This window comes from Insolitispirillum peregrinum, assembly GCF_900156605.1.
Lineage (GTDB): Bacteria > Pseudomonadota > Alphaproteobacteria > Rhodospirillales > Rhodospirillaceae > Insolitispirillum > Insolitispirillum peregrinum.
This window is the reverse complement of sequence record NZ_FTOA01000001.1, coordinates 898,654-911,544: the sequence shown is the minus strand read 5'-3', so window position 1 is coordinate 911,544 and position 12,891 is coordinate 898,654. Positions and strand designations below refer to the sequence as shown.

At 62.1% G+C, this 12,891-nt stretch carries 12 protein-coding genes; 8 read left to right on the top strand and 4 right to left on the bottom strand.

All coding sequences use genetic code 11. The annotated features are described in order from the left end of the window. Positions 1–3: 3 nt before the first annotated feature. The 3 genes from yaaA to BW995_RS03850 form a co-directional block, all read right to left on the bottom strand. Entirely contained in the window at positions 4–798 is a 795-nt protein-coding gene (gene yaaA, locus BW995_RS03860; protein ID WP_076398817.1) for a peroxide stress protein YaaA, read from the bottom strand. Between the two features lie 407 nt (positions 799–1,205). Then, positions 1,206–1,862 carry a DUF1013 domain-containing protein gene (locus tag BW995_RS03855; RefSeq protein WP_076398816.1) on the bottom strand — a complete coding sequence of 219 codons (657 nt, stop codon included), beginning with the start codon at positions 1,860–1,862 and terminating at the stop codon, positions 1,206–1,208. 160 nt (positions 1,863–2,022) lie between these two features. Continuing rightward, positions 2,023–3,012 carry an NAD(P)H-quinone oxidoreductase gene (locus BW995_RS03850; protein ID WP_076398815.1) on the bottom strand — a complete coding sequence of 330 codons (990 nt, stop codon included), beginning with the start codon at positions 3,010–3,012 and terminating at the stop codon, positions 2,023–2,025. Positions 3,013–3,162: 150 nt separating this feature from the next. On the opposite strand from BW995_RS03850, the gene BW995_RS03845 reads away from it, so the two are divergent. Genes BW995_RS03845 through BW995_RS03835 form a run of 3 tightly spaced genes read left to right on the top strand, consistent with a single transcriptional unit; the run spans position 3,163 to position 4,770 of the window. Then, positions 3,163–3,348: a DUF1192 family protein gene (locus BW995_RS03845; protein ID WP_076398814.1), complete on the top strand. Its 186-nt coding sequence runs from the start codon at positions 3,163–3,165 to the stop codon at positions 3,346–3,348. A 43-nt stretch (positions 3,349–3,391) separates the two neighbouring features. Continuing rightward, complete coding sequence (locus tag BW995_RS03840; protein ID WP_076398813.1) at positions 3,392–4,174, top strand: 3-hydroxybutyrate dehydrogenase; 783 nt, start codon at positions 3,392–3,394, stop codon at positions 4,172–4,174. A gap of 29 nt (positions 4,175–4,203) precedes the next feature. Further along, a complete protein-coding gene (locus BW995_RS03835) occupies positions 4,204–4,770 on the top strand; it encodes a DNA-3-methyladenine glycosylase I (protein WP_076398812.1) in 567 nt (188 codons plus the stop codon). Here the strand turns inward: BW995_RS03835 and BW995_RS03830 are convergent. Continuing rightward, a complete protein-coding gene (locus BW995_RS03830; RefSeq protein ID WP_076398938.1) occupies positions 4,765–5,928 on the bottom strand; it encodes a bifunctional 2-C-methyl-D-erythritol 4-phosphate cytidylyltransferase/2-C-methyl-D-erythritol 2,4-cyclodiphosphate synthase in 1,164 nt (387 codons plus the stop codon). The genes BW995_RS03835 and BW995_RS03830 overlap by 6 nt on opposite strands. Positions 5,929–6,027: 99 nt before the next feature. Here BW995_RS03830 and BW995_RS03825 point away from each other — a divergent pair, with 99 nt between their 5' ends. From BW995_RS03825 to BW995_RS03805, 5 genes are all read left to right on the top strand, one after another. Next, positions 6,028–6,888 carry a cytochrome C assembly family protein gene (locus tag BW995_RS03825; protein WP_245821245.1) on the top strand — a complete coding sequence of 287 codons (861 nt, stop codon included), beginning with the start codon at positions 6,028–6,030 and terminating at the stop codon, positions 6,886–6,888. 87 nt (positions 6,889–6,975) lie between these two features. Next, complete coding sequence (gene dusB, locus BW995_RS03820) at positions 6,976–7,962, top strand: tRNA dihydrouridine synthase DusB (RefSeq protein ID WP_076398811.1); 987 nt, start codon at positions 6,976–6,978, stop codon at positions 7,960–7,962. Beyond that, positions 7,962–9,086 (top strand): two-component system sensor histidine kinase NtrB, encoded by a 1,125-nt coding sequence (locus BW995_RS03815; RefSeq protein ID WP_076398810.1) that lies wholly within the window; start codon positions 7,962–7,964, stop codon positions 9,084–9,086. The genes dusB and BW995_RS03815 overlap by 1 nt, the downstream gene beginning before the upstream one ends. A 90-nt stretch (positions 9,087–9,176) precedes the next feature. Continuing rightward, entirely contained in the window at positions 9,177–10,622 is a 1,446-nt protein-coding gene (ntrC, locus tag BW995_RS03810) for a nitrogen regulation protein NR(I) (protein WP_076398809.1), read from the top strand. 45 nt (positions 10,623–10,667) lie between these two features. Further along, positions 10,668–12,878, top strand: coding sequence for a sensor histidine kinase NtrY-like (locus BW995_RS03805; protein ID WP_139332739.1), 2,211 nt, complete (start codon positions 10,668–10,670; stop codon positions 12,876–12,878). The last annotated feature ends 13 nt before the right edge of the window (positions 12,879–12,891 follow it).

Genomic DNA, 12,891 nt, shown 5'->3' with positions numbered 1-12,891 from the left:
TTTTCAAGGCTGCGGGCGGCTGAACACCCAGCTCAGACTGTGTTTCGGGCTGTCGAGCGGATCGGACAGCTCGGGCTGGAAGCGATAGCCACCGAGGTCAAAGCCTTGCAGATCAAGCGGGTTTTCCAGCCGGTTGGTGATGATGTAGCGGGCCATCATGCCACGGGCGCGTTTGGCCATCATTCCCAGCACGCGGGCCTTGCCATCGCGGAGTTCCTGAAACACCGGAGTGATGACGCGGGCGATGAGGGTCTTTTCTTCGGCGGCCTTGAAGTACTCGGTCGAGGCGCAGTTGACGATCAGCGGGGTGCTGTGCCCGGCCACCGCCTGATCCAGCAATGGCGCCAGTCGTCCTTTCCAGAAGGCGTACAGGTCTTTCCCCCGGCTGGTGGGCAGTTTGGTGCCCATCTCCAGACGGTAAGGTTCGATCAGGTCGAGCGGACGCAGCACGCCATAAAAGCCGGACAGAATGCGCAGATGGTCCTGTGACCAGGCCAGGTCGTCGGCACTGAGCGAGGGGGCATCGAGGCCGGTGTAGGTATCACCATCAAAGGCCAGCGCCGCCTGTTTGGCGGTTTCCCCAGCGACCGGGCTGCCGAACGCCTGAAAGCGGGCGTGGTTAAGGTCGGCCAGTGCGTCCGAGATATCCATCAGGCGACGCAGGTCGCCTGCGGTCAGGGTGCGGGTGACGGTGGCGAGATCAGCGGTATCATCACCAAGCAGCGGTGTGGTGTGGGGCAGCGAGGCAGGGGCGGGAGAAAAATCCAGCGCCTTGGCCGGGGAAAGAACAACGAGCATGGCAGCCAATCACCGTAAAGAGAACGAATGGAAGACAAGGCAGGTGGGTCTTATCTGCGCTTTTCTGACCGATGACGCAAGGCACAAGAGTGCACAACAGTTGGTGGCATCAGTGCGGGCTACCGCCCGAACCCGTTTGGTGGCGATGCCCCCAAGCCCCCATTTTTCTTTAGAAATCCATTCAATGGGGTCTGGAGCCTCAAGGCCCCGGCGAGGTATGGAGCAGCGCTCCATGATCCTGTTTCCTTAGAGCAGCGTGCGTTAAACCGGATGCAGGCCCGCTGCTCTAAGCTTTTGTTTTGTCGCATTGTTTTTGCGAAAACCAGTTCCCACTTTTCGCACAATGCTCTGAAAGCAAACAGGGCCATTGCTGGCCCTGTTTGTATCGCTCTTAACGTACCGCTGTATCAGGAACGGTCCCCGCCACCATGCGGGCGGCGCGTCATGGCATCGGCCAGGAAGCTGGGAACCAGCGGCTCCTGCCGGGGTTCTTCTTCTTCCTCGACGTCCGAACCGTAATCCACCACCGGCTGGACCACGCCCGGACGACGCGGCGCCAGAGCGATTTCCTTTTCGAGGTCGGCTTCGGTGCACAGGCCCAAGGTCACCGGGTTGCGCGGCTTGATGTTGGTCGCGTTCCAGTGGGACTTGTCGCGGACGGAGCCGATGGTCGGCTTGGTGGTGCCGATCAGCTTGGACAGCTGGGCATCGCTCAGTTCGGGGTGATGCTTCAGCAGCCAGGCGATGGCATCGGGACGGTCATGCCGCTTGGAAACGGGGGTATAGCGCGCGCCTTTGGCCCGCTGCTGCGGACGGGGAATGTCGCTGATGCTCAGCTTCAGCTTGGCATTCTCGTTCTTTTCGCAGCGTTCGATCTCTGCGCGTGTCAGCTGGCCATTGGCGAGCGGGTCCTGACCCACGATACCGGCCGCGACTTCACCGTCAGCGATGGCTTGCACTTCCAGCTCGTGCATCCCGCAGAATTCAGCGATCTGCTCAAAGCTCAGAGCGGTATTTTCCACCAGCCAAACGGCCGTTGCCTTCGGCATCAGAGGCAGCGCCATGGTTATTCCCTTTCGGATTGTTCTTGGACTTCGGACGAGCAAGCCGTTCCTTTAGTGGAATTTGCCTGCCCGTACAAGGGGCGATATGGTGGTGACCCCTCACGGGGGCAGGGTCACCAGCTACCAAGATTATCACCATAACGGCGGGCGTTCACCACCCCTAATCCACTGTCAGGACCAATTTTCCGATATGGCCCGAGCTTTCCATCAGGCGATGGGCTTCGGCAGCATGGGCCAGCGGGAACGTCTGGTGAATCACCGGAGCGATTTTCCCCTGATCGAGCAACGGCCACACCTGATCCCGCAGGGCGCTGGCAACGGCGCTCTTGAAGGCAATGGTCTGCGACCGCAGGGTCGAGCCGGTGAAGGTCAGGCGTTTCAGCATCACCGCCATGAAATCCATCTGCACTTTCGACCCTTGCAGGAAGGCAATCGACACATGCCGCCCGTCGGGACGCAGGACCTTGACCGCCTTGGGCAGATAGTCGCCGCCAACCATATCGAGGATCACGTCAACGCCCCTGGACGGGCTGGCCTTGATCACCTCGACGAAATCTTCTTCGCGGTAATTGATGGCCCGGTCGGCGCCCAGCTCCTGACAGGCGGCGCACTTGTCCGCCGATCCGGCGGTGGTAAACACGGTTGCGCCAAAGGCCTTGGCAAGCTGGATGGCGGTGGTGCCGATGCCCGAGCTGCCGCCATGGATCAGCAGGCTTTCCCCGGCTTTCAAGGCGCCACGCTGGAACACGTTATGCCAGACGGTAAAAAAGGTTTCCGGCAGGGCGGCGGCCTGAACCATCGAAAAGCCCTTGGGCACCGGCAGGCAGTGGCCGGCGTGGGCGGTCACATGGCTGGCATAGCCGCCACCGTGCAACAGGGCGCAAACGGCGTCTCCCTCTTTCAGGGTGGTGACACCGGGGCCGACGGCAGCGACAATCCCGGCGGCTTCCAGCCCCAGCAGGTCCGAGGCATCTGCCGGAGCCGGGTACAGGCCCAGCCGTTGCAGGCAATCGGGGCGGTTGACACCGGCTGCGGCCACCTGAATCAGCACTTCACCGGCTTTGGGCTCGGGGCGCGGGCGCTGGGCACTCACCAGAACCTCGGGGCCGCCGGGGCCGGTCATTTCGATGCAGTTCATGCTGGCGGACATGGGGCGGCTCCTTATATCCCGATAACCCGGCTATTGCCTGTGGCTGGTATGCGATTGTCAGCTTGACGTGCCAAAGGGGTGGCGCGTTACCCTATCACGATCATTGGCAACGACAACCTCTGTCGTCGGCCCCTTCATGAGGATTTGGTTATGGACACTGACGAGCTGGACCCGCGCCCCCGCCCGCTGGCGGCCCCAGACTTCGAAATGATGAGTGTGGAGGCCTTGCAGGACTATATCAGCTCTCTGGAGCAGGAAATCCTGCGGGCGCGGGCCGCCATCGCTGCCAAGGACGGGGCGCGGACTGCGGCGGAACGCTTTTTCAAGGCTCGCTGACTCGGCAAGGGTTGGTGTAAATCAAACAAGGGAGGCGTATGCCATGCTGAAGGGAAAAACCGCTCTGGTCACCGGCTCGACCAGCGGGATTGGTCTGGGAATTGCCCGTGCGCTGGCCGGGCAGGGCTGTCAGGTGATGATTCACGGGCTGGGTGATCCGGCGGTGATCAACGCCGAACGCGAGGCAATGACCGAGGAGTTTTCCGTCCCGGTCTTTCATGATGGCTCGGATATCTCTACCGCCGAGGGCTGTAGCGCGCTGGTCAGTGCCGCCGAGCAGGCGCTGGGCGGGGTGGACATTCTGGTGAACAACGCCGGGATTCAGCATGTGTCGCCGACCGAGAGCTTTCCGCCGGAAAAGTGGGACAGCATTCTGGCGATCAACCTGACCTCGTATTTCCACACCACCCGCCTGTTGCTGCCCGGCATGAAGCAGCGCGGCTGGGGGCGGATCATCAACACCGCCTCGGTCCATGGGCTGGTCGCCTCGATCAACAAGGTGGCCTATGTGGCGGCGAAACACGGCGTGGTCGGCATGACCAAGGTGATTGCGCTGGAAAATGCCGAGGGCGGCATCACCTGCAACGCCATCTGTCCGGGCTGGGTCAATACTCCGCTGGTGCAGGCGCAGATCGAAGCCCGCGCGCAGGCGCTGGGGGTGCCGAACGAAGAGGGTGCCAAGGACTTGCTGGGCGAAAAGCAGCCGTCCAAGCGGTTTGCCTCGCCCGAAGACATCGGGGCACTGGCGGTGTTCCTGTGTTCTCCAGCGGCCCAGAACATTACCGGAACAGCGTTGCCGGTTGATGGTGGCTGGACGGCCCAATAACGAGAGGCCAATAACAGGAGGTTTTGGCGATGAGCTGGTATTGCTCGCTGGCACCGGGGCATCCGGTTCATCATGACTACCACGCCAATGAGTACGGTGTGCCGTTACACGATGACAACGCCCTGTTTGAACGTCTGTGTCTGGAAATTTTTCAGGCCGGGCTGTCGTGGGAACTGATCCTCAAGCGCCGTCCGGGAATCGTGGCGGCGTTCGAGGGTTTTGATGTGGCAACGGTGGCGGCCTATGATGCCAAACGCCAACAGGCGTTGCTGGAAGATGCCCGGATCATCCGCAACCGCCTGAAAGTCGCCGCCATCGTCCACAATGCGCAGGTGGTACAGGCGCTGCAGGCAGCCTCTGGCAGTTTTGCCACTTGGCTGGCGGCGCATCATCCGCTGCAAAAGGCCGAGTGGGTCAAGCTGTTCCGCAAGACCTTTCGCTTTACCGGGCCGGAAGTGGTCAATGAATTCCTGATGTCCACCGGCTATCTGCCGGGCAGTCATGCCGAAGACTGCCCGGTTGGTCAGGTGCTGGCCTGCCGAACGGATGTTCCACATCAGCAGGCGGCGGCACAGGGGTTTATCTATGCATCATGAGCCATCATCGGGCACCTGCACGGTTACCATGGCCTGGGTGGCAATGCCTTCGCGACGGCCTGTGAAGCCGAGCTGTTCGGTGGTGGTGGCCTTGACGCTGATCCGGTGAGCGGGCAGGTCGAGGATCTCCGCCAGCCGGGCAGCCATCGTCAATCGGTGCGGGCCGATCTTTGGCGCTTCGCAGATGATGGTCAGGTCCACATGGCGCAATCGGCCCCCGGCAGCGCGCAGCAGGTCATGGGCATGGCGCAGGAAGACCGCAGAATCACAGCCTTTCCAGCGGCTTTGCGACGGCGGGAAGTGATGGCCGATGTCTCCGGCTGCAATGGTGCCATAGATGGCATCGGTCAGGGCATGCATCGCCACGTCGGCATCGGAATGCCCCGACAGGCGGTGGCTGTGCGGGATGTTGACCCCGCACAGGGTGACATGATCGCCTTCGGCAAAGGCATGGACGTCAAAGCCCTGTCCGGTGCGGGTTTCCCACTGCACCGGGGCGGCATCGGTTGACAGCAGGTCGGCGGGCAGGGTGATTTTGCCGTTGTCACCATCCCCCTCCACCATCCGCACCCGCAGCCCGGCATGTTCGGCCACGGCGGCATCATCGGTCAGGGCCAGTCCGCTGGCGGCCCGGTGGGCGGCCAATAGGGGAACAAAGCGGAAACCTTGCGGGGTCTGCGCCCGCCACAGGCCCACGCGCGGGACAGTGGCTTCGACCGAGCCGTCGGCGCTCACCCGTTTGATGGTGTCGGCAACCGGCAGGCCGGGCAGCACGGCGTCGGCGGTGCCATTGCGCAGGGGCTGCAGCACGCGGTCAATCACCGCCCGACTGATCGCCGGGCGGGCGGCGTCATGGATCAGCACCACATCAAAGCCCATGCCATCGAGGCTTTCCAGTCCCAGACGCACGCTGTCCTGACGCTCGGCTCCCCCCGCCACCGGATCGAGCAGGGTCAAACCAGCGGCAGCCTGATCGTACAGGGTGCGGTCATCGGGGTGGATCACCACCCGGATGGCCGCCACGCCGGGGTGGGCGGCAAAGGTGGCGAGGCAGTGGCGCAGGACGGGACGGCCTTGCAGGGGCTGGTACTGCTTGGGCAAAGGTCCGCCAAAGCGGCTTCCCCGCCCGGCGGCGACAACAAGGATGGCAACCTTCATGGATGCTCGGGCCCGGATGCTGATGATGGGGGCGCGAGCGTAAAGCGATCCGGCGACAAAGGGAATCGCTTTCTGGAAAATGACCCGACCCCGCCAGAAATGACGATCATCATGCAGGGCAGCATTGTCTTTACCCGCCAACTGGCTATGATCAGCGCCATGTTACCAGGACTCCTCCATAGCCTGACGGCGTTGCTTTGCCTGCTGCCCGCAGCCCTGCTGGTGGTCCGGCCCGTACCTGCCCGCGATCATGCCTTTTGGGCCGCGGGGGGATTGGCGTTCATCGGTCCGGCCCTGCTGGCGCTGGCGCTGGTCTGGGGGCACTGGGTGACCGGCTTTGCCCCGACGCTGTGGGTGACGCTGACTGCCATCATTTTCACCTTTGGGGCCGCTTCGGTGCTGTTGGCACACATGTGGCGACTGTTGCCGCTGCTGATGCCCTATGTGGTGCTGATGGCGGTGATGGCAACCGTCTGGCAGCAGGCGCAGGGCCATGCCTTGCCGGGGACGCTGCCATCGGGCTGGCTGGGGTTGCACATCCTGGTCGGGGTGGGAACCTATGCCTTGCTGACGCTGGCAGCGGTGGCGGCGCTGGCGTCGTTCCTGCAAGAGCGTGCCCTGAAGCAAAAGCGGCGTACCCGCCTGACGACCCAGTTGCCGGCGATGGCCGATGCCGAGCGGTTGTCGACCAGATTGCTGATGGCGGGCGAGGCGGTGCTGGCGATCGGGCTGGGATCAGGGATGGCGGTCGAATGGTTCGAACGGGGGCGCCTGTTGACGCTCGATCACAAGACCCTGTTGTCTTTGCTGGCCTTTTTCCTGATTGGCTTGCTGTTGGCGGCTCATCGTTTCGTTGGTATGCGGGGCAGAATTGCCGCCCGGTTGATTCTGGTAGCGTGGCTGTTGCTGACGCTGGCATACCCCGGCGTGAAATTCGTTACAGATGTGCTTATCAGCTAGGCGATATTTCTATTTGATTTTCCTGTCGTTGCCTAATTATTATGCAGGCGTGCCCGGTGATGGGGCGCGCCTTTTATCTGTGAGATCATGTCGTTAGCAATTGGATCCCTGACCATTGAAAACCCGGTGTTGCTGGCTCCGATGTCCGGAGTCACCGACATGCCGTTTCGCCGCCTGGTGAAACGCTATGGCGCCGGGCTGGTCTATTCCGAAATGATCGCCAGTTCCCAGATGGTTCGGGCTCACCATGATACCTTGCGGATGTCCACGCCGTGCGAGGAAGAATTCCCGATGGCGGTGCAGCTTGCTGGCAACGAGCCGTGGGTGATGGCCGAAGCCGCCCGCATCAACGTCGATCGCGGAGCGGCGCTGATTGACATCAACATGGGCTGCCCGGTGAAAAAGGTGGTCAAGGGCTTTGCCGGGTCGGCCCTGATGCGGGACGAGCGTCTGGCCGGGCAGATCATGGAATCGGTCGCCAAAGCGGTTTCGGTGCCGGTGACGGTTAAAATGCGGCTCGGCTGGGATAATGATGCCCTGAACGCTCCGGCTTTGGCGCGGATTGCCGAGCAAAGCGGGATGGCGATGGTGACCGTCCATGGCCGGACCCGCTGCCAGATGTATACCGGCTCCGCTGACTGGTCGGCGGTGCGGGCCGTCCGCGAGGCGATGTCGCTGCCGCTGGTGGTCAATGGTGATATTGACAGTTGTGCGGCGGCTGCGACAGCCTTGCAGGCCTCTGGCGCTGACGGGGTGATGGTCGGGCGTGGCAGTCAGGGACGACCGTGGCTTTTGGGGCAGATCGCCCGCTTCCTTGCCAGCGGGGAACAGCCGGAAGACCCGCCGCTGGCAGAGCGGGCGGCGGTGGTACAGGAGCATTTCGACAGCCTGCTGGAGCACTATGGGTCTTACAAGGGCCTGCGGGTGGCTCGCAAGCATGTCGCCTGGTCGGTTCATGGCTTGACGGGCGCCAATGCGTTCCGTGAAGCCTTTAATGCGCTGGAGGAGCCCGCCACTGCGCGGGCTGCTCTTGGCGATTTTTTCCTTCTCCAGCAGGAACGGTTAGCAGCCTGATGTTCGGACGTTCAACACGCAAAAACCTCACCGAGGCCCTGAAGCCTGACCTGCAAGCCGTTCTCGGGACGTTGCCGACGGCGGTCTTTGCCATCGATCTGGATGGGGTCATCCGCTATGTCAATCTGGCGGGCGAGCAACTGTTCGAGCTGAGTGCCCTGCACATGTGCGGGCAGCGGCTGGATAGCCTGATTCCGCAGGACAGCACCATTTGCGCGCTGGTCCGTCAGTCGCTGGCCAACCACAGCCCGGTATCGGAATTTGGCGCAACGCTTGATTCCCTGCGTACCGGAACCCGGACTGTCACCGTGCAGGTGTCGCCGATGGTGGACCGCTCGGGCTGGGCACTGCTGTCCATTCTGGAACATACGCTGGCGATGCGGATCGGCCAGCAGCTCGCCCATCGCAGTGCTGCCCGCTCGGTGACGGCGATGAGCCAGTTGCTGGCGCACGAAATCAAGAACCCGTTGTCGGGTATCCGTGGCTCTGCCCAGTTGCTGGAGCAGGTGGTCAGCGAGGAAGACCGGGTTCTGACCACTCTGATCCGTGACGAAACCGACCGGATCGTGCAACTGGTTGACCGGATGGAAGTCTTCTCGGAGCAGCCGCCACTGGAACGGGAAGCGGTCAACATCCATAGTGTGCTCGAACGTGTCCGTCGTCTGGCCGAAAACGGCTTTGGCAAGCATGTGCGCTTTTTCGAGCATTTCGACCCTTCGCTGCCGCCAGTATGGGGCAATCGTGACCAGTTGGTGCAGGTGTTCCTCAATCTGGTGAAGAATGCCGCCGAAGCCTGTCCGCTGGAGAATGCCGAAATCGTCCTCAGCACCGCCTATCAGCACGGAGTGCGGGTGCAGGTGCCGGGCACCAGCTCGATGATCCACCTGCCGCTGGTGGTCAGCGTGCAGGATAATGGTGAAGGCATCCCCGAGGATATCCGTCAGAACCTGTTTGACCCGTTCGTGACCACCAAGCCGAAAGGCAGCGGCCTGGGGCTGGCTCTGGTGGCCAAGATCATCAATGACCATGGCGGGATCATTGAATTTGACAGCCTGCCCCGGCGGACGGTCTTTAAGGTCATGCTGCCGATTGTCAAGTCCCAGCCTGCCCCGGATCTTGCCTGACCCTTGTTTTCCCCTGCGCTTTTTGTGTACTGCCGCTTTTCGTGTACTGACTGAGCGTTCCCGTTTCCCCCGATCAGGATTCAGCCTGCAATGACGACCTCTCCGACAATTTTGGTGGCCGATGACGACCACGGCGTTCGTACTGTTTTGACTCAGGCGCTGGGGCGGGCAGGCTATGACGTGCGGACCACCGGCAATGCGGCAACGCTGTGGCGCTGGGTGTCGGATGGGGATGGCGATCTGGTGATCACCGATGTGGTGATGCCAGATGAAAACGGTCTGGACCTGATCCCGCGCATCAAAAAGCTGCGCCCGGAACTGCGCATCATTGTGATGAGCGCACAGAACACCCTGCTGACCGCCGTCAAGGCGACCGAGCGCGGTGCGTTCGAGTACCTGCCCAAGCCGTTTGACTTGCAGGAACTGGTGTCGGTGGTCCGCCGCGCACTGTCCCTGCCCAAGCCGAGCCTGGGCGTTCCGCACGAGGCGCAGGGTGACGAAGACCGTCTGCCGTTGATCGGTCGCTCGGCGGCGATGCAGGAAATCTATCGCACGCTGGCACGCCTGATGAACACCGACCTGACGGTGATGATCACCGGCGAGTCCGGGACCGGCAAAGAGCTGGTGGCGCGCGCCCTGCACAACTACGGCAAACGGCGGAACGGGCCGTTCGTTGCGGTCAACATGGCGGCAATCCCGCGCGAACTGATTGAGTCCGAGCTGTTCGGCCACGAAAAGGGTGCCTTTACCGGGGCAACAGCCCGGGCGCAGGGCCGTTTCGAGCAGGCCGAAGGCGGGACGCTGTTCCTGGACGAAATCGGTGACATGCCGCCCGAGGCGCAGACCCGCCTGCTGCGTGTGCTGCAGGAAGGCGAGTATACCACGGTCGGCGGCCGGACCCCGATTCGGGCCAACGTGCGTATCGTTGCGGCCACTCACCGCGACCTGACCCAGCTGATCCGTCAAGGGCTGTTCCGCGAAGACCTGTTCTATCGCCTGAACGTAGTGCCGATCCGCCTGCCGCCCCTGCGTGAGCGGGCGGACGACATTCCGGAACTGGTCCAGCACTTCTTTAACATCGCTGCCGAAGAAGGGCTGCCGCACAAGACCTGCGATGCCGCCGCCATGGAGCGCATGAAGCGCCACCGCTGGCCGGGCAACATCCGCGAGCTGGAAAATCTGGTCCGCCGTCTGGCCGCCCTGCATGCCGATGAGGTGGTCGGGGTCGAGGCGATCGAAATGGAGCTGGCGACCGTCGAGCCGCCCACCATCAGCGAAGGCAACCCCGACGAGGGGCTGTCGGACATGATCGAACGCCATCTGCGCACCTATTTTGCCGCCCATCCCGATGGATTGCCGCCTGCCGGGCTGTATGACCGTATTCTGCGGGAACTGGAACGTCCGCTGATTTCGCTGACTCTGGATGCGACACGCGGCAACCAGATCAAGGCTGCTCAGGTGTTGGGCCTGAACCGGAACACCCTGCGCAAGAAGATCCGTGATCTGGATATTTCCGTCATTCGCGGGGTGAAATAGACCGTGGTCAGCAGGCGGCGGGATGGTCAGACAGGCGGCGTTTCCATGCGCCGCCTGATGCTGCGTATGGGGGTCTGGTTCCGCAATGGAACCTTTGGCCGCAAGCTGGCTGTTTTCCTGTCGGTGGCAGCGCTGATTTCAGGAATTGCCACCTATGCGGTGATGACCGGCTGGGCGCCGACGGACCCTGAGTCCAATGCGCTGATCATCCTGCTGAACCTTGATCTGGTGCTGTTACTGTGTCTGGGGGCGATGGTTGCCCAGCGGCTGGTGGGCCTGTGGCTGCGGCATCGGTCGAAAAGCGCCGGGTCCCGGCTGCAATTGCGCTTTGTCGGGCTGTTCTCGGCCATTGCGGTGGCTCCGGCCATTCTGGTGGCGGTGTTTTCGGCCCTGTTCTTCAATATCGGTGTGCAGTCGTGGTTCGGCGAGCGGGTCAGTACCGCGTTGAATGAATCGCAGGCGGTGGCGCAAGCCTACCTCAAGGAACACCAACGGGTGATCGCCGGGGAAGTGCTGGCTGTTGCTGGTGATGTCCAGCGCGGCTGGGCGCGTCTGATGCTCGACCAGCAGGTGCTGGAACGCTATCTGGCGTCGCAGGCCAACATTCGCGGCCTGACCGAAGCGGTGATCTTTGATGCCGGCGGCAAGGTGGTGGCACGGGCTGGCTACACCTACTCGCTGCAGTTCGAAGAAGTCCCGTACTGGGCGCTGGAGCGGGCCAATAACGGCGAAGTCGCGGTGCTGACCGGGGAGTCTGATGACCGGGTGCGGGCGCTGGTCAAGCTGGATGTGGTGCCGGACTATTACCTGTATGTCGGGCGGTTCGTTGAACAGCAGGTGATTCAGTCGATGGAACGCACTGATCGTGCCGTCGAGGAATACCGGCGACTGCAAACGGGGCGGTCCAGTCTGGAACTGACCTTCTCGCTGATCTTTATCGTCGTTGCCCTGATGGTGCTGATGGCGGCGGTGGGCTTGGGGTTGTCGATTGCCACCCGCCTGGCGCAGCCGATCAGCGACCTGATCGACGCCGCTGAACGCATCCGTAACGGTGAGCTGACGGTACGGGTTCCCGAGATTGCCGCCAGCGATGAAATTGCCGTCCTGTCGCGGACCTTTAACCGTATGACCAGCCAGCTGGCGGCACAGCAGGCGCGTCTGCTGACCACCAACCGCGCCCTTGACGAGCGCCGCCGCTTTGCCGAAACGGTGCTGGCGGGGGTATCTGCCGGGATCATCTCGACCGATCCGCAAGGGCGCATCACCCTGTCAAACCGCTCGGCGTCGTTGTTGCTGCGGCAGGAACTGGATTATCTGCTGGGCGAGCCGCTTGATGATGTGGTTCCTGAACTGGCCACCTTGCTGGCGGTCGAGCCTCGCCGTGCCGATCATCAGCTTCAGCAGGAAATCGTGATCCAGCGTGATGGTCAGGCCCTGACCTTTCTGGTGCGGGTGACGGCGGAAAATCTGGACGGGGAACTGATCGGGCATGTGTTGACCTTTGACGATATCACCGCCCTGCAAAGCGCCCAGCGGCAGGCGGCGTGGGCCGATGTTGCCCGCCGCATTGCCCACGAGATCAAAAATCCTCTGACCCCGATTCAACTGTCTGCCGAACGCCTGAAGCGCCGCTATCTGAAACAGATCACCGATGATCCCGAAGTGTTCACCCAATGTACGGATACGATCGTTCGTCATGTGGTGCATATTGGTCAGATGGTTGATGAATTTTCGTCATTTGCCCGCATGCCGACCCCGACCATGAAGCCGGAAAATCTGGTGACATTGGCCAGACAGGCGGTGTTCCTGCAAAAGACCGCCTATCCGGCGGTTCGCTTTGAGGTAAACTTGCCCTCGACGCCGCTTGTTGTGTCGTGCGATGCTCAACAGGTTGGTCAGGCCTTGACGAATTTGCTGAAAAACGCCATCGAAGCAATCGAAGGCGCTGATCCGGCTGTTGTGGCACAACGGGGTGGGGGATGTATTGCGCTGAGCATGGACACCACGGCGGGGGATGATGGGGCATATCGCGTGATCATCGAGGATAATGGCAAGGGGTTGCCGGAGGATCGGTCCCGCTTGACGGAGCCTTATGTAACCACCCGGGCCAAAGGGACCGGGCTGGGGTTGGCAATTGTCAAAAAAATCATGGAAGACCATCATGGTACGTTGAGCCTCGAAGATTCTCCGCATGGAGGGGCTCGTGTCGTTATGGCGTTTCCGCATCGGGATGCTGATGCCCAGTCGTCCTGTTAAGCAGTAAAGAAAA